This is a genomic window from Synoicihabitans lomoniglobus (assembly GCF_029023725.1).
GTDB lineage: Bacteria > Verrucomicrobiota > Verrucomicrobiia > Opitutales > Opitutaceae > Actomonas > Actomonas lomonigloba.
Genome location: NZ_CP119075.1, coordinates 3,716,952 through 3,734,641, shown reverse-complemented (window position 1 = coordinate 3,734,641; position 17,690 = coordinate 3,716,952). Strand labels below are relative to the sequence as shown.

4 protein-coding genes are annotated in these 17,690 nt (G+C 62.9%); 2 read left to right on the top strand and 2 right to left on the bottom strand.

Annotated elements, in window-relative coordinates; genetic code table 11:
• Positions 1-206 precede the first annotated feature (206 nt).
• Both PXH66_RS14360 and PXH66_RS14355 read right to left on the bottom strand, forming a co-directional pair.
• Positions 207-12,272: an autotransporter-associated beta strand repeat-containing protein gene (locus tag PXH66_RS14360; protein WP_330932053.1), complete on the bottom strand. Its 12,066-nt coding sequence runs from the start codon at positions 12,270-12,272 to the stop codon at positions 207-209.
• A 904-nt stretch (positions 12,273-13,176) separates the two neighbouring features.
• The gene (locus PXH66_RS14355) at positions 13,177-15,336 is read right to left on the bottom strand and encodes a TonB-dependent receptor (protein WP_330929102.1); all 2,160 of its coding nucleotides are present in this window, start codon (positions 15,334-15,336) and stop codon (positions 13,177-13,179) included.
• A gap of 527 nt (positions 15,337-15,863) precedes the next feature.
• Between PXH66_RS14355 and PXH66_RS14350 the strand changes: the two genes are divergently transcribed.
• Both PXH66_RS14350 and PXH66_RS14345 read left to right on the top strand, forming a co-directional pair.
• Positions 15,864-16,940, top strand: a complete 1,077-nt coding sequence (locus tag PXH66_RS14350; protein WP_330929103.1) for a sensor histidine kinase — start codon at positions 15,864-15,866, stop codon at positions 16,938-16,940.
• Positions 16,937-17,686: a LytR/AlgR family response regulator transcription factor gene (locus PXH66_RS14345; RefSeq protein ID WP_330929104.1), complete on the top strand. Its 750-nt coding sequence runs from the start codon at positions 16,937-16,939 to the stop codon at positions 17,684-17,686. The genes PXH66_RS14350 and PXH66_RS14345 overlap by 4 nt, the downstream gene beginning before the upstream one ends.
• Positions 17,687-17,690 lie beyond the last annotated feature (4 nt).

Below are 17,690 nucleotides of genomic sequence, written 5' to 3'. Positions count from 1 at the left end.
GGACTCGCTCCTGACAATCCAGGAACCGCACGTTCGAAACGCTCCCGAACCGTTGGCCCCGGGAAATGCGAGACGTGAACCAGAGAGCTCACGGAACACACGGAACCGCACGAAAACTGCCACGGTGGCGTGGCTTTGTTCGCCCTGTTTCCCGACCTTGGTTACCTTCGTGTAAAACGGCAGGCTGAAGGACGAGTGGCGGGGCTCTACGCAGAACGGCGGCGGCGGGTGGCGGCGAGGCCGAGGGTGGCAAGACCGGCGAGGAGGGCGAAGGAACCAGGTTCAGGCACGGCGCTGGCACCGTAGGTGAGCAGACCCGCATTGCTGAGGCTCCAACCTTCGGGGGTGCTGATGCTCGCGAAGTCGGTGCCGCTGTCGTTGCTTACGATGGCGAAAGTGAGGGCGAGGCTGGCGGGGGTGTAGCTGTCGAAGGTTATTTGTAGGGTAGCTTCGGATACATCACTGCTGGCGTTCACGAAGAGGCGGTCGAATTGACCGAGGTCGGGGCCTTCGATGGCGAGGGCGATAGTGGATTCAGACGAGAGATCCACGTTTTCGAAATAGATGTCCCCCGGGCTGTTGCCGATGTCGATGTTCCCGAAAAGGGTTAAGTCGGCGAGGGTGCCGGTGCCGCTGATGTGACCGAAGACTTCCAGGCCGGTGGCGTCGCCGTCGATGGTGCCGCCCACGCCGAGGTTGACGTTGCCGAAGATCGATCCGTTGCCGGTGATGCTGGCGTCGGCGTCGAGGCCGAAGGGGCCGTCGAGGCTGGCGAGATTGAGCGTGCCGCCGTCGAGGGCGATCGCGCCGCCGCCGGACTCGAAGCTGATGGTGCCGGCGTCGAGCACGGTGGCGGTGTGGTCGCCGACGCTGAGTGTGCCGCCGTTGGTGAGTTCGACGGTGCCGGCCGAGAGTTGCAGGTCGCTGCCGACGTCATAGGTGGCCTCGGTGCCGTTGAGGCGCACGGTTTGGTTGGCGGCGAGTTGCTGGTCGTGGGTGAGGGTGCCGGTCGCTTCGAGGGTGCCGGAGGTGAAAGTGAGGTTGGCGGTGTCGTAGTCGGCGACCGTGAGACTGGCGTTGTTGGTGAGGGTGACGTGGCCATTGTCGATGTCGCCGGTGGTGGACCAGGAGGCGTTGTCGAGGGTGACGGTTTGGTTGGCACCGAGCGTGTTGAGGTTGGTGAGCGGGCCGCCGGCGACATTGATGGTGCCGGAGGTGAAGGTGAGGTGGGTGGCGTCGAGTTCGGTGGCGTTGATGGTGCCGCGGTCAAGCGTGGTCGCGCTGTCGAGGGTGCCGCCGAGGGTGAGGTCGATGGTGGTGTTCGCCGCGATGGTCGGCAGGTTGGTCAACGAGCCGTCGGAGGCGACCGTGCCGTTCGAGAGGGTAAGGCGGGTGGCGTCGTAGTCGCCGACGTTGAGGGTGCCGTCGTTTTGCAGCGTGACATTGCCCGCGCCGACGCTGCCGGTGGGCGACCAAGAGCCGCCGTCGAGCACAACAGTTTGGTCGGAGGAGGAGAGGGTGTTGAGATTGGTCAGCGCGCCGCTGGCGGTGACGGTGCCGGCGGTGAGGGTGAGGTTGGTGGCGTCGTAGTCGGCCACGCCGAGGTTGCCGTCGTTTTGCACGGTGACCGCGCCGGCATCGATGTCGCCGGTGGTGTTCCAGGTGCCGCCGTCGAGGGTGACGTTGAGGGTGGCGGTGAGGCTATCGAGATGGGTCAGGGTGCCGGTGGTGACGAGCGTGCCGCCGGCGTCGGCGCCGTCGAAGGAGAGGGGCAGGTTGGTGGCGTCGTAGTCGCCGACGTTGAGGGTGCCGCCGTTGAGTTTGACGGTGCCGGCCTCGATGTTGCCGGCGGGTGACCAGTCGGCCTCGGCGAGGAGTTCCACGGTGGCCCCGGTGCCCAGTGTATCCAGATTGGTGATGTCGTGGTTGGACGAGAGGGTGCCGCTGGTGAGGGTGAGGTTGGTGGCGTCGTAGGTGCCGGTGGAGAAGTCGGTGCCGACGCCGAGCAGGCCGTCGTTTTGCACGGTGACGGAGCCGGCAGAGATGTCGCCGCCGGTGGGCAGCCACTCGCCGCCGTCGATCACGACAGCGTTGTCGGCGCCGAGGGTGTCGAGGTTGGTGAGGGAGCCGGTGGTGGTGACGGTGCCGGAATCGAAGTCGAGATTCGAAGCGTCGTAGTCGCCGACGGTGAGGGAGGCGTCGTTGTAGAGACCGATTTCGTCGGCGTTGTCGATGGAGCCGGAGGGGGCCCAGGAGCCGTTGTCGAGGTAGACACTTTGGTTGGTGCCGACGGTGTTGAGGTTGACGAGGTCCTGATCCTCCACGGCGAGGCCGCCGGAGGTGAAGGTGAGGTTGGTGGCGTCGAATTCCGTGGAGGCACCGCCGCCGCTGTTGGCGACGAGGAAACTGCCGTTGGTCATTTCGATGTTACCGGCGTTGATGTCGCCCTCAGCCATCCAGAAGGCGTCGTCGAGCACGACGGTCTGACCGGCGCCGAGGGTGTTGAGGTTTTCGAGTTCGGCTTCGTTGGTGAGGGTGAGCGTGCCGTGGGTGAACGTGAGGTTGGTGGCGTCGTAGTTGCCGTTCACGATGAGCAGGCCGTCGTTCTGAATCGTGACGTTGCCTTCGTTGATGTAGTCGGAATCGCTCTCCCCGCGATCCGGGGACCACGTGCCGCCATCAAGGATGACCGTTTGGCCGTCGCCTTCATCCGGACCGTAGAGTCGGTCGAGGTTGGTAAGTTCACCAGTGACCGATAGCGTGCCTTCGTAGAAATCGGTGGGACTCGGGCCGTCGGCGTCGAAATCGACGGTCTTCAGGGTGCCGCCGATGATGTCGGCACCGCCACCCAGTTCGCCCCCGGCGGTGATGTCGAGAATCATGCCGGATTCAAGGTCGTCCTCCAGGTAGACATTCCCGAGGGCGACTACGGTGCCTGCGTTGAAAATGACCGGTTCGTCGTCAAAGTCGATGTCATCGACGCGCAGGGTGCCACCGTCGAGCGTGGTGAGGTCTTCAATGGATCCGCCATTGGAGATATCGACGATCTGGCCGTTGATGATGCTGCCAAGATCATGAACCGCGCCGTAGGCCTGCAGGGTGCCGAAGGCGAAGAGCACATCGTCGTCTTCGTCGAAGTTATCGGTGATGAGGGTGCCACCGGCGAGGAAGGTGGTGGTGATGAATCCGCCTTCGGTGATGTCCACTGTTTGGTTGGTGGTGATGGCGGGCAGGTTGGCGAGACCGGCTTCGCTGAGGGTGAGCGTGCCGGCGGTGAAGGTGAAGTTCAGATCGTTGAAATCATAGATGCCATCAACGAGCTCAACTTCGCCGCCGTTGAGCGTAGCGGTGGTGGCGAAACCCGTCGACTCGAGTTCCACGATTTGGCCGGACGTGATGTCGGGCATGTTGGCCACGTTGGTTTCGAAGAATGAAACCGTGCCGGAAGAGAAGGTGAGGTTGTTGGCACTGAAGTCGTAGATGCCGGGGGAGCCGCTGATGGCAACGGTGCCGCCGTCGAGGGTGGTGGCGGTGTCAAAGGCGGCCGAGCTGCTCATCAGGACGAACAGATTGGACCCGATGTCGGCGAGATTGGATACGTCGCCGGTGGCAAGTAGGGTGCCGGAACTCAGGCTGAGTTGGGTGGCGTCGAAGTCAGCGACCCGAAGGTTGCCACCGCTAAGCGAGGTGGCGGTGGGGAGGGAGCCTCCACCGGTAAGGTCCACGTTAAGGTTGGTGCCGATGGTGCCCAGATTAGAGACGGCGCCGGAGGCGGTGAGGTCGCCGCGGGTGGAGGTGAGCAGGGTCGCATCGAAGTCGGCCGTGATGAGGTCGCCGCCGTCGAGGGTGGTGGCGGTGCCGAGGGAGCCGCCGGAGGAGAGATCGACGGTCATGTTGCTGCCGATGGTGGGCAGTTCGCTGAGGACGCCGTCGCCCGCGAGGGTGCCGGCGTTGAAGGTGACGACCCGGGTGTCGAGATCGCCGGTGGTGGTGAGGGTGGCGCTGGCGCTGTTGAGCACGGTCTCGCCGGCCTCGATGTTGCCAGTGGGGGCCCAGGAGGAGGAGCCGTTGAGGGTGACGCGCTGGCCGACTTGCAGGGTGTTGAGGTTGGTGAGGGTGCCGGAGTTCATCGTCAGCAAGGCAACCGGCTCACTGAAGGTGGAGGCAAAGGTGAGGTTGGCTGCGTCGAAGCTGGTATTCAGCGTAAGACTACCTTCGGTGAGGTTGACGGTGCCGGCGTCGATGTTGTCGGTGGGCGACCAGGTGGCGGAGGCGCCGTCGATGGTGACGGTGTGGTTGGCGTTGAGGGTATTGAGGTTGGTGAGCGCGCCGTCGGTGGTGATCGAACCGGAGGTGAAGGTGAGATTGGAGGCGTCGTAGTCGCCGATGGTGAGGGCGGCAGCGTTTTGCAGGGTGAGGCTGCCGTCGTCGATGTCGCCGGTGGGGGACCACGAACCGCCATCGAGCACGATGCCAGTCCCAGTGCTTTGGCTGTTGAGGTTGGTGAGGGCACCGGAGGTATTGAGGGTGCCGTTGGTGAAGGTGAGGAGGGAGGCGTCGTAGTCGGCCGGGGTGGTGAGGGAGCCACCGTTTTGGATGGTGATGGCGAGGCCGTTGGTGAGGGTGGAGTCAGCCCAGGTGCCGCCGTCGAGGACGACGTCGATGTTGAGGTCGGCGGCGTGGTTGACGTTGGTGAGGGTGCCCGTGGTGGTGAGGGTGCTGGCGGGGTTAGAGTGGTCTCCACTGACACCGGCCAGATTGGTGGCGTCGTAGTCTCCGACGGTGAGTTGGCCCGTATTGTGGAGGATGACATCGCCCGCATCGATGTTGCCGGAGGGAGACCAATAACCGCCGTTGAGTTCGACGGTTTGATCGGCGGTGAGCGCGTTCAGATTGGTGAGGGCACCGGTGGTGGTGAGGGATCCGGAGGTGAAGGCGAGGTTGGTGGCGTCGAAGTCGGTGGTGGCGAGGGTGCCGCCATCGATGGTGATCGTCCCGCTACCAAAGTTGGCGTTGGTGCCGGACAGGGTGCCGGCGGAGATGGTGGTGCCGCCGGTGTAGGTGTTGGTGCCGGTAAGGGCGAGGGTGCCGTCGCCGATCTTTTCCAAGGGACGTGCACCCCCGGTTTCGCCGATCACGCCGGATTGGGTGGCGGAGGAGCCGGTGGTGACTTGGAGTTGAGTGGTATCCGACTGGAGGTCGATGGCGTTGGCGATGGTGACACCGTCGGCGTAATCGATCACCGATCCTGTAGTGGTTATCGTGCCGGTGCCGGCGGCGGAGTCGCTACCGAGACTGAGCGTGCCTGAGGCGACGGTGGTGCCGCCGGAATAGGTGTTGGTGCCGGAGAGGGAGAGGGAGCCGGTGCCGGATTTGGTGAGGGAGCCGGAGCCGGAGATGACATCAGAGAAGGTGCCGTCGGTATCTTGGTCGAAGGCAAGGGCGGCGTTGTTGGTGATATCACCTTGGAGGGAGGTGGTGGTGCCGGTGAGAGTGCCACCGGAAATGGTGGTGCCGCCGGAGTAGGTGTTGGTGCCAGAGAGGGTGGTGGTGCCTGAGCCGGACTTGGTGAGAATGCCGGAGCCGGAGATGACGCCAGAAAGGGTTTCGGTGCTGTTGTCGGAACCGACGGTGAGCGTGCCGGCGGTGTCGAGGGTGCCGGAAGTGAAAGTGAGGTTGTCGCTGGCAAGGTTGAAGTTGGCGACATTGACCTGACCACCATCCAGAGTGGTGGCGTCGCCGAAGGAACCGCCGCCAGAGATGTCGACGGTGTTATTGGCAGCGATGGTGGGCAGGTTGGTGAGAGCGCCGGTGGCGGTGAGCGTGCCGTCGGTGAAGGTGAGGGCGTCGGCGTCGTAGGCGGCGACGCCGAGGGAGCCGTTGTTTTGGATCACGACACTGGCCAAGGCGTTGATGTTGGTAGAAGTCGTGCTGTGGGAGCCACCGTCGAGCACCAAGGTCAGGTTGGATTCCGACCTCAGGGTGCCGGAAAGGGTGCCTTTGACCGTGAGCGAGGCACTACTACTGTTGGTGGGATCGAAATAGTAGTCTCCTTCTTCAGTTCCCACCGTGCCGTCGTTGATGATCAGGTGGCCCGATTGGATGTAGGTATAACCAAAAACAGTATTCACCATCTGGCCTCCGGGGGTTAGGTCGATCGTGAGGTCGGCGTCATTAAAGGATTCGAAGGTTCCCGCCGTGAGCGTGCCCGAGACGGCCAAGGTGCCGCCGCCTGAGCCGGTCAGGTCGCCATTCATGGTATATCCCGTGTAGTCGTGCAGCGACAGGGTGGCGCCGTTCTTGAGAGTAACGTTTTCGCTGAGGTCTGGAAAGTTACCGAAGTTGAGGTCACCGCTGGTGGACCAGATGCCGCCGTCGAGGATGATGTCCTGACTTGTGTTGGAGAGCGAATCCAAGCCGGTGAGCGTGCCAGTGACGGTGAGATCGCCGTCGGTGAAGGTGAGATTGGAGGCGTCGTAGTCGGCGACGTTGAGCTTGGCGTTGCCGTCAAGGGTGACGCTGCCGGCGTCGATGTCGCCGGTGGGTGACCAGGTGGCGGAGGAGCTGTCGAGCACGATGCCTTGGTTGGCGCCGAGGGTGTTGAGGTTGGTGAGGGCGCCGGACAACTCGTGGGCGCCGGTGGTAAAGGTGAGGTTGCCCGAACTGTAGTCGAACGCGCCGCTGGCCACCGTGCCGCCGTCGAGGGTGGTGGCGTCGCCGAAGGAACCGCCGCCGGAGATGTCGACACTCACTCCTGAGGTGATGGATGGTAGATTGGTGAGGGACCCGGAGGCGGTAAGGGAGCCTGAATTGGTGGTGAGGTTGGTGCCGTCGAAGGCCGCCGTGGTGAGGTTGCCCCCGTCGAGGGTGGTGGAAGTGGCGAAGGAACCGCCGGAGGAGAGGTCGACGGTCATGCCGGACTGGATGTCGGGCACATTGGAAAGTGCGCCGGAGGCCTGATGGGTGCCGGAGGTGAAGGTGAGGTTGCCGCCGGTGTAGTTGAAGTCGGCGGTGGCGAGGGTGCCGCCGTCGAGGGTGGTGGCGGTGGCGAAGGAGCCGTCGCCGGTGAGATCGACCGTCATGCCGGAAGCGATAGTGGGTAGATTGGTTACACTGTCGCTGGCGACGAGCCCGCCGGAAGTGAAAGTATTGCCGGTTCCGTCGAAGGTGGTGGTGGAAAGGGTGCCGCCGTTAATCGTGATTGTGCCTGAGCCGAGGTTGGTGGGAGCGGCCGACAGCGTGCCTTCGGAAATGGTGGTGCCGCCGGAGTAGGTATTGGTGCCGGAGAGAGTGACAGTGCCCATGCCGAATTTGGCGACGGAACCGGTGCCGGAAATCACATCAGAGAAGGTGCCGTCGGTGGACTGATCGAACTCGAGGGTGGCGTTGTTGGTGATGTCGCCCTGTAGTGATGTGGTGGTGCCGATGAGGATGCCGCCCGAGACAGTGGTGCCGCCGGAGTAGGTGTTGGAGCCGGAGAGAGTGAGTTCGCCGGTGCCGGATTTGGTGAACGCGCCCGTGCCGGAAATGACGCCGGAGTAGGTGCCGTCGAAGTCGGCGTCGAAGTCGAGCTCGGCGTTGTTGGTAAAGGAGGCGATGGTGTTGAAGATGGAGTAGTTGCCCTGAAGGGTGCCTTCGGAGATCGTGATGGTGGTGGAGGAACCGCTGGTGGGGTTGGTGAGGTTGAGGCGTCCGTCGCCGGTCTTGGTGAGCAGGCCATTGTTGGTGAAGCTTCCGGTGGTGGTGAGGGTGGTGCCGGAAGCCACGTCGATGGTGCTGTCGGAGGCGAGGGTGACGGCCGAGATGGAGTTGTCGCCGGAGACATTGGCCAGGGCACCGGCTCCGCCGTCGCCGGTGCCGTTGAGGGTGATGGTTTCGGCGTCGAAGGTATTACCTCCGGAAAGAGCGAGGGTGGCGCCGGATTGGACGGTGGTGCCCGCGGTGGTGGCCCCAAGGGCGTTGGCGTGGGACGCGGTGAGGGTGCCGTCGGCCACGGTGGTGGTGCCGGAGAAGGTGTTGTTGCCAGAAAGGGTGACATTGCCGGAGTCGGTGATGTTGACCGCGCCGGTGCCGGAGATGATGTCGGCGAAGGTGCCGCTGGTGGATTGGTCGAACTCGAGGGTGGCGTTGTTGGTGATGTCGCCTTGGAGCGTGGAGGTGGTGCCGGTGAGGGTGCCGCCGGAAATGGTGGTGCCGCCGGAGTAGGTGTTGCTGGCGTAAAGGACGAGTTCGCCGTCGCCGGTCTTGGTGAGTGAACCCGTGCCGGAGATTTCGCCGTCCCATCCGGACACGTTCCCGGAGAGGTGCAAGGTGCCACCGCCGGACTGCAGCTCCACGGCGCGATCGAAGTTGTGATATTCTCCGAGGGCGAGTCCGCCGCCATTGAGGAAGAACTCATTCACCGTTCCGCTTTGCAATAGCCCGATATCGACCAAACCACCGTTGACGGTGAGGTCGCCGCTGAGATCCAAGTTGGCGCCGATGACGCCGAAGGAGACGGTGCCGGTGCCGGATTTGGTGAGGTCGCCCGTGCCAGTGAGTTGTGTGCCGAAGTCGATGTTGGTATCGGTGTCGACGGTGAAGGTGCCCGAGCCGCTGATCGTGCCGTCAGATTCGGCGGCATCGATGCGGGTGAGGTCGAGACCGTGCGATCCGGTGTCGAGGGCGCCGTCCACGATGATGGCGCCGGTGCCCAAGGCGTTGGCATGTCCCAGGGTGAGGGTGTTATTTGAATCGATCGTGTTTGATCCAGAATGGGAACTGTTGCCGGAGAAGATAAGTGAACCCGTCCCGGTGGTCGTGAGGGAGCCGGTGCCGGAGAGCACGCCAGCGTAGGTGCCGTTGGAATCCTGATCAAAGACCAAGGCGGCGTTGTTGAGAATGTTGCCCTGGAGAGTGGCGGTCGTGCCCGTGAGGGTGCCGTCGGAAATGGTGGTGCCACCGGAGTAGGTATTGGTGCCGGAGAGGGAGAGATTGCCGGTGCCGGACTTGGTGACCGAACCGGTGCCAGAAATCACATCAGAGAAGGTGCCGTCGGTGGACTGATCGAACTCGAGGGTGGCGTTGTTGGTGATGTCGCCCTGTAGTGATGTGGTGGTGCCGATGAGGATGCCGCCCGAGACAGTGGTGCCGCCGGAGTAGGTGTTGGAGCCGGAGAGAGTGAGTTCGCCGGTGCCGGATTTGGTGAACGCGCCCGTGCCGGAAATGACGCCGGAGTAGGTGCCGTCGAAGTCGGCGTCGAAGTCGAGCTCGGCGTTGTTGGTAAAGGAGGCGATGGTGTTGAAGATGGAGTAGTTGCCCTGAAGGGTGCCTTCGGAGATCGTGATGGTGGTGGAGGAACCGCTGGTGGGGTTGGTGAGGTTGAGGCGTCCGTCGCCGGTCTTGGTGAGCAGGCCATTGTTGGTGAAGCTTCCGGTGGTGGTGAGGGTGGTGCCGGAAGCCACGTCGATGGTGCTGTCGGAGGCGAGGGTGACGGCCGAGATGGAGTTGTCGCCGGAGACATTGGCCAGGGCACCGGCTCCGCCGTCGCCGGTGCCGTTGAGGGTGATGGTTTCGGCGTCGAAGGTATTACCTCCGGAAAGAGCGAGGGTGGCGCCGGATTGGACGGTGGTGCCCGCGGTGGTGGCCCCAAGGGCGTTGGCGTGGGACGCGGTGAGGGTGCCGTCGGCCACGGTGGTGGTGCCGGAGAAGGTGTTGTTGCCAGAAAGGGTGACATTGCCGGAGTCGGTGATGTTGACCGCGCCGGTGCCGGAGATGATGTCGGCGAAGGTGCCGCTGGTGGATTGGTCGAACTCGAGGGTGGCGTTGTTGGTGATGTCGCCTTGGAGCGTGGAGGTGGTGCCGGTGAGGGTGCCGCCGGAAATGGTGGTGCCGCCGGAGTAGGTGTTGCTGGCGTAAAGGACGAGTTCGCCGTCGCCGGTCTTGGTGAGTGAACCCGTGCCGGAGATTTCGCCGTCCCATCCGGACACGTTCCCGGAGAGGTGCAAGGTGCCACCGCCGGACTGCAGCTCCACGGCGCGATCGAAGTTGTGATATTCTCCGAGGGCGAGTCCGCCGCCATTGAGGAAGAACTCATTCACCGTTCCGCTTTGCAATAGCCCGATATCGACCAAACCACCGTTGACGGTGAGGTCGCCGCTGAGATCCAAGTTGGCGCCGATGACGCCGAAGGAGACGGTGCCGGTGCCGGATTTGGTGAGGTCGCCCGTGCCAGTGAGTTGTGTGCCGAAGTCGATGTTGGTATCGGTGTCGACGGTGAAGGTGCCCGAGCCGCTGATCGTGCCGTCGGATTCGGCCGCGTCGATGCGGGTGAGGTCGAGACCGTGCGATCCGGTGTCGAGGGTGCCGTCCACGATGATGGAGCCGGTGCCGACGGCGCTAGCATGGCCCAGGGTGACCGAACTGGTGGAGTTGATGGTGGTGGTGCCGGTGTAGGAACTGTCGCCCGAGAAAGTCAGTGCGCCGGTGCCGGATGTGGTGAGCGTGCCGGAGCCGGAGAGTTCGCCGGTGTAGGAGCCGTCGAAATCCTGATCGAAGACGAGGGCGGCGGCGTTGGTGATGTCGCCGGTGAGCGATGAGGTGGTGCCGGTGAGGGTGCCGGCGGAGACGGTGGTGCCGCCGGAATAGGAGTTGGCGCCGGAAAGGGTCAGGTCGCCCGAGCCGGATTTGGTGAAGGAGCCGGAGCCGGAGATATTGCCAGCGAACGTGCCATCGGTGGATTGATCAAACTGCAGTGAGTAGCCGTTGTGCGTGATGTCGCCCTGGAGGGAGGAGGTGTCGCCGATGAGGGTGCCATTTTCGGTGGTGGTGCCACCGGAGTAGGTGTTCGCGCCGGTGAGGGTGAGTTCACTGGTGCCGGTTTTGGTGAGAGAGCCGGTGCCGGAGATGACGCCGGAGATTGTTTGCGTGCTGTTGTCGGAACCGACGGTGAGGGTGCCGGAGGTGTCGAGGGAGCCGGAGGTGAAGGTGAGGTTGTCGGTGGCGAGGTTGAAGTCGTTTACTGCCACCGTGCCGCCGTCTAGGGTGAAGGCCGAGTCGAAGGAGCCGCCGCCGGAGATATCCACGGTGCGCCCTGAAGAGACGGTGAAGGTGGAATCGTCCGACAGGGCCACATCCGATTTGATGGTGGCACCGGACTCGAAGGTGAGGGAGGCGAGGGTATCCAGTTCGAAGGAGGAGGCGGAATCCAGGCTGGTGACGTGAAGGGTGCCGCCGTCGTTGAGGGTGATCGTTTCGGCGACGGCATCGTGAACCTGGTAGGTGCCGCCGTTGCCAACGGTGGCGGAGAGCGTTGCGCCGGTGCCGAGCGTTACGCTATCCCGTTGGAAGGAGGATGAACTTCCGTCGATACTGATATTGAGATCCGCGTTGTCTCCCATCACCAGACTGTCGGCATCGACGAGACCGCCGTCGGTGACTTGAACCGCATTGTTGGTGCCGTTATTGGTGAGGGTGGCGACGGTGAGAGAGGAGCCGGGGTCGTCGACGGTCACGGTATTGTGATCGGAGTCGAGGGTGAGTTGATCTTGGCCACTGGCAAAGTCGACCACACTGCCGTTTTGGATGAGGAGTTGATTGTAGTCCTTGGTGGACCCGAGGGTGGCGGCGCTGCTGAAGGTTTTGTCGTAGGCGGCATTTTCACCGAGGACGTAGATGGTGGGATCGCCGCTGTAGCCACCGCGATCCATGAGGCTCAAAACCTCGGCATCAAAGATTGAGACGGCGGCAAGATAGCCGCCAAAGAGGACTTCACCCGCGGCGGTGATGGTGCCGTTGCCTTTGTTGCTGGTGATATTCCAACGCACGTAACGTGCGTCGGTTTCCGTGAGGGAAAAATTCTGAGATGGCGCGGCGGAATTCACGCCGGAATTACTGGCACTGGAAGTGAGAACGGTGGTGGCGGAGGTGAAATCGCTGGTGACCGATGTCTCGATGGTAAACCCGTTCACCGCCTGGCTGGAACTGGATGCCATGTTCCAAAGGGCGAATGAGGTGAGGGTGAAGGTGTCGCCCAGATCAAAGACCATGCTGCCGGTGGTGTCGCCGTTGCTCAGCCAGCGAGTTGAGGAGGTGTTGTTGTGGGTGGCGGTGGTGGCGGTGGCGAAGGTGGTGGTGCCGCTGGTGTAGCCGGAGGATAGGCCGGATTGGTCCGTGATTTGACTGACGGGGCTGTTTTCGAGCAGCGAATCTAGCGTGGTCGAGGTCGGGGTGACCGCGACGACGGTCTGGGCGGAGAGAGAGGGCGCGGTGAGGAGAAACGCTGAAACGCTCAAAAGCTGAAACGCCGAAATTGGCCGAAGCTGTCGGGGCCGAGGCGGTGGTGCGGTTCGCTCGTAGAGCGATTTGCACCGGGGCGAAAGTTGGGCAGGAGAAGGCAGGAAGGACAGGCACCACATCGTGGGCGCGTTATGGGGAAGACGCCCCAATCACGGCGATTCGCTTTCGACCAACGACACGGTTCGACCCGCAAACAACCGCTGGGGCCCCGCGAACAACACGGGTATTTGGGGCCTAATCGGAGGGATAGGTCCACCCGACTACGGCAAGGCTGCGTCGAGGTAAGCTAATGCACCCGAAATATACGGAATGCTGAGAGGCAGGATTGTTTATTAACCACGAAACACACGAAAGACACGAAATGCTGGGAGGCAGGTGGTTTTTCAACTGGGAGGTAGCGGAGGGGCAGCCTGCGAGACCGGGTGGAACCGGTCTTTCTCTTGGTGGTGTTTGGGGAGGGACGACTTCCACGTCGTCCGCGGGGGAGTGGGAGGCGAGGTGGGGCAGGTGCTTTTTTGACACGGAGGTCACGGAGGTGACACGGAGGGAGGGGCGCCGGTCAGACGGTTGTTTTTATTCTACAGAAAGGAACGAAGCGGAACAAAACGGTCAGCCTGCGGACCGGGTGGAACCGGTCCCTCCCCAGAGGGTGTTTGGGGAGGGACGACTTCCACGTCGTCCGCGGGGCAGTGGCCGCGCCTGAGGCGAACAAGCTCTGTTTTCCTCTGCTGTCTCCGGTGTAATCCGGCGGTGCGTCAGCTCTTGGTTACCTCGTTTCCTTCTGTAAAACCAGCAGGCTGATGGAGGGCAGGGTGTTTTTATGACGCGTAGTCGGAACCAACTGGATGGGGCCGACGGGGACGTCGGCGTTCCTAGGGAGGGCGTGGTCCTGCGTGGGGTTCAAAAACTCCAGCGGGCGCTGAGGTTGATGCTGCGGCCGACGCCGGGGACGCTGTCGCCGGGAGCGAGGGTGTCGGGGGCGATGGCGGGCGCCGGAGATCCCGAAGGTCCACTGGGGGCGGTGGCGGCCGGGGCGGTGAGGTAGCGGTAGTAGGTCTCGTCGAGCAGGTTTTCGACGGCGACTTCGAGCGTGAGTTGTTTCGTGACACGGGCTCCGAGGCGAAGCCCGAGCAGCGTATAGCTGGTCGTGTCACGGAAGAGGGCGGCTTCGGTGGGGTTGGGATTTACCTTGCCGGCGGTGTGGGCGGTTTCGAGGGCGATCCAGAGTAGGCGTTCGCCCAGGGTGTGTTGGTAGCGCGTGGTGACGGTGGCATTCCAGGGCGGGAGTCCGGCTTGGTCGATGGCGGTGGTGAGGTCCTCGCCGCGCACGCTGGCGGCGGTGGCGGTGAGGCTCCAGCCGGGCGCGGCGGTGGGCGTCCAAGCGAGGGCGGCTTCGCCACCGTAGAAGCGGGCGTCGGCGTTGCGAAAGCTGAAGACTTGGGTGGGCGTGATGAGAATGCGGCGGCGTTGGATGTAGTCGTCGATGTGCGCGTAGAATACTTGGGCGGAGAATCGGAGGTCGTCGGAGGCGTAACGGAGGCCGGCTTCGATTTCCTTTTTGGTCTCGGGTTCCAGGGCGGGGTTGCCGAGATCGGCCACGCCACTGGGGTTGCTGAGAAAGGCGCGGTAGGCCTCGGTGGGCGTGGGAGCCATGCGGGTGACGCCGAGGCCGAGGCGGGCGGTCCAGGCGGAGGTGAGGTCGTGGGCGATGGTGACATTGGCCGCACCGGTGGTGTGGTCGTGGGTGGTGATGCCGGCGGCGGGTCCGTTGAACCCGACGTAGTTCTGGCGGATGGTTTCACCGCGAGCGCCGGCGATGCCGATGATGGAAGCGTCGGCGGCGCGGGCGGCGCGGTGCACGCGGTCGAGCCGGGTGCCGAGGCGGAAGCGGGTGGCTTCGTTTTGCCATGCAAGTTCGCCGAAGAGGCCGAGGTCGCGGGTGAGCACGTCGGGCCAGAGTCGATCGATGTTGATGGAGTTGTCGGAGAGCAGGCGATCGCGGGCGACGTCGCGGGTGGACCAAGTGGCATCGGTGCCCACGGTGGTGGTGAAGGACTGAGACCACATGGTCTGCCAGCTGAGTCCGGTGGCGTAGGCGATGGCGTCGCCGTGGAGGTCGGTGTTGAGGGGGCGAGCGGGCGGCGCGGTGGCCGGTCCGCCGAGACCACCGGGACCGCCAGGTCCACCGGGGCCGGGAGTGGGGGTGGCGGGCGCGGTAACGGTAGCGTCGTCCTCGCTCGGGCGTGCGGCGGTCGAGAGATAGGGGTGGGTCTCGGTGTAGCCGACGCGGAAGCGGAGGGTCTGGTCATCTCGTTGCCAAGTGTGGTTGAGCGTGGCGGCGTAGAAGTCGGTATCGACGGTGTCGAACGGCAGGGAAATATTGCGATCGAGGGCCTGGTGACAGTGGTGCAACGCGATCTCGGTCGTGTGGTGGGTGGTGAGGTCGAGGAGCAGGGCGGCGCTTTCGCCCCAACCCTCGTGGTCGGCGTCGACGCGACGGCCGTCGCCGGAAGTGTAGTCGCCGATTTTGACGTATTGGCCCCCGATGCGGTAGCGAACGCGTTCGGACTGGCCAGTGGTGGAGGCGCCGAGGGCGAGTCCGTGCTGGTTGCCGTAGGTGCGCACGCTGAGGGTGGTGGCGGGCTCTGCCGGCGGGGAGCGGTGGAGGGGAAGGGTGGGAAAGCTGGTGATTTCGAGTTGGCCGCCGGTGGTGATGGGGCCGGACGTCACACTCGGGAGTGAACGCTGGACCCGGACTTGGCCGACGAGGCCGGAGCGGAAGAAGTTGACGGGAGCAGCGGTGCGCGTGGGGGAGGCGTTGAGCAGCGGCAGGCCGTTGTAGAGCGTGGAGATGCGGTCGAACGAGAAGCCCCGGATGACGGGCTCGGCGTTGTTGGCTCCCCGGCGGGAAAAGGTGACTGCGGGTATGGCGGACAAGGCTTCGTCCAGGCTGGTCGATGGAGGTAAAACGACTTCACCGGTGGAGAGATCGACGGCGGCAAAATCCTCGGACGGATTGCACGTGGTCGAAGTGACGGCCACCCCGGGTAAGCGCTGCACGGGTTCGGTGGAAGTTTGAGCGAAAGCGATTGCCGGAGCCAAAAACGCTACGTAGGCAGAGCAACGTAATCGGCGAGAAAGCAACCGAGAGGCTTGGTTTTGAGGAGGCATGACAAGCATGGGTGGAAATCGAAGGGGATAAATACCCATGGCTTCCCACCCAATTTCTAGCCTTTCACCTTGGCCATTGAAATGACGGCGAAAGCCGGTGGGCGAGGGATTATAAGAAAGGTATGTAGGGTCAGATTAACATAATTAGCAGTGCTAACCACAACAGGGCACAGCAGGTGTCGTTGGCCGCCGCGATCTGGTTGATGGCGGGCGTAGTAGCGTCGTTGGTCGAAATCGGATTTCCCGGGACACGGAACCGGCGACAATGACGCTCGAACGGTCGACGTGAGACCGTTTCGTTGCCCGTGCATCTCGCCTATCCACAAGTCGGACCGAAAAAAACGTCAGCGCAACCGATTGCGTTGGAACCGGGGTGTGAGCTTGCCCGCGATCCGTGGTGGGTGAGGATGCTGGGTATGGCTCCCTCCGAGACTCGTTCGTCGCCCCGCAATCCATGGTGGCATTACGCTTTGGTCGTGGTGGGGGCGATTGGATTGATGTGTGTATTGTTGCCGAGCCCTCCGGGTCAAAGTCGGTTTACCCCGATTTATATCGGGCGCCTGGCGGTGATGAGCGCGGCGGTGGCGATCACGATCTCCTTCAACGTATTCGTATTGTTGCCCAAATTAGCGCACCGCCGCCGGTTCGTGATGTATTACATCGCGTTGTTGTTGCTGGTATACGGCGCGGGTCACGGGATCTATGCCGCGAATGGTTTCGTCATGGAGCAGATCACCGGGCGACCGGCGCGCTACCCATCGCCCAAGGCGAAGATGGTGGTGGTGTTTTTTAATCAGGTTCTGGTCTTCACGGCGCTGAGCTCGGTGCTTCACTATTTGCGGTCGTGGGCGCGATCGCGGGAGTTGGAACGTCAAAAACTCGAAGCGGAACTGACGGCGTTGAAGGCGCAGTTGAATCCCCACTTTCTGTTCAACTCGCTTAATAACATCTACTCGTTGGCGCTGGACAAATCCGATGACGGCCCGGCCTACGTGTTGAAGATGTCGGAGATGATGCGCTACATCCTGCACGACAGCCAAGTGGAGTCGATCGAGCTGCGCAAGGAGTTGGAGTTTGTGCAGCATTATCTCGACCTGGAGCGTATCCGGACTGAGAATACGATGCGGATGACCTTGAATGTGCAAGGCGATCCGGAAGGCGTGCAGGTGGCTCCCCTGCTGTTCCTGCCGTTCGTGGAAAACGCGTTTAAGCACGGGGTGAGCACCGCACCGGTGGAGGCCTTTGTGGAGATCAACGCTTCAGTTTTGGTCGACGGGCATCTCGTGGTCGAGGTGATCAACAGCAAGGAGGACATGGAGGCGGTCCTGGCGGGGATGGGGATCACCCCGCCGGCGCCGGCGAGCGAGATGCCGGGAGGGATTGGCTTGGAGAATGTGCGACGGCGCCTGCACCTGCTGTATCCAGACCGTCACGACTTGGTGTTGCGTGATGAGGGCGACCGTTTCGTTGCGCGAGTGGAGGTGTGGTCGTGAAGCCGATCCGATGCTTGGTGGTGGATGACGAGCCGTTGGCGCAGCGTGTGATTGAAAATTTCGCGCGTTCGCTGCCGCACCTGCAGATCGTGCGAAAGTGTAACAATGCGGTCGAAGCATTGGATGCGCTGCATACGGAAAAAGACATCGATGTGATCTTTCTGGATATTCAGATGCCGCGATTGTCGGGTTTGAGTTTCGCGCGATCGCTCAAACACGCCCCTCCCATCATATTTACCACGGCGTTTGCGGAACACGCATTGGAGAGCTACGACTTGGAGGCGGTCGACTACTTGAAAAAACCGTTCTCCTTCGAGCGGTTTTGCCAAGCGCTGGAAAAAGTTCAGCGCCGTATGGAAGTCGCAGCCGTGACGAGCGCGGGTGGTGTTTCAAACGTCGTCGAGAGCCGCGTAAGTGCCGCCACGTCTTGGGCGGATCAATCCGTTTTTATCAAAGCCGAAGGCGCGATGGTGCGCGTCGACCTGGCGGATATCCTGCTGATCGAAGGCGTGGGCGACTACGTGAAGTTGGTCCGTCGCAACAGCACGTTGATCAGTCATGAAACCTTGCAGCAGTGGGAACGACGGTTGCCGAGCGATGGGTTTGTCCGGGTGCACAAATCGTTCATCGTTGCCGTCGGTCAAATCGACGCGATCAAGGGCGGGGAGATCTTGATCGAGGAACGTTGGATACCGATCGGGCGCGTCTACCGCGCAGCGCTCGACGCGGTGATAGGCACGAAGTAGCAGC

Excerpts from the sequence above, each read along its gene's own strand:
- PXH66_RS14350 (WP_330929103.1), top strand. The coding sequence starts at position 15,864 with ATGGCTCCCTCCGAGACTCGTTCGTCGCCCCGCAATCCATGGTGGCAT.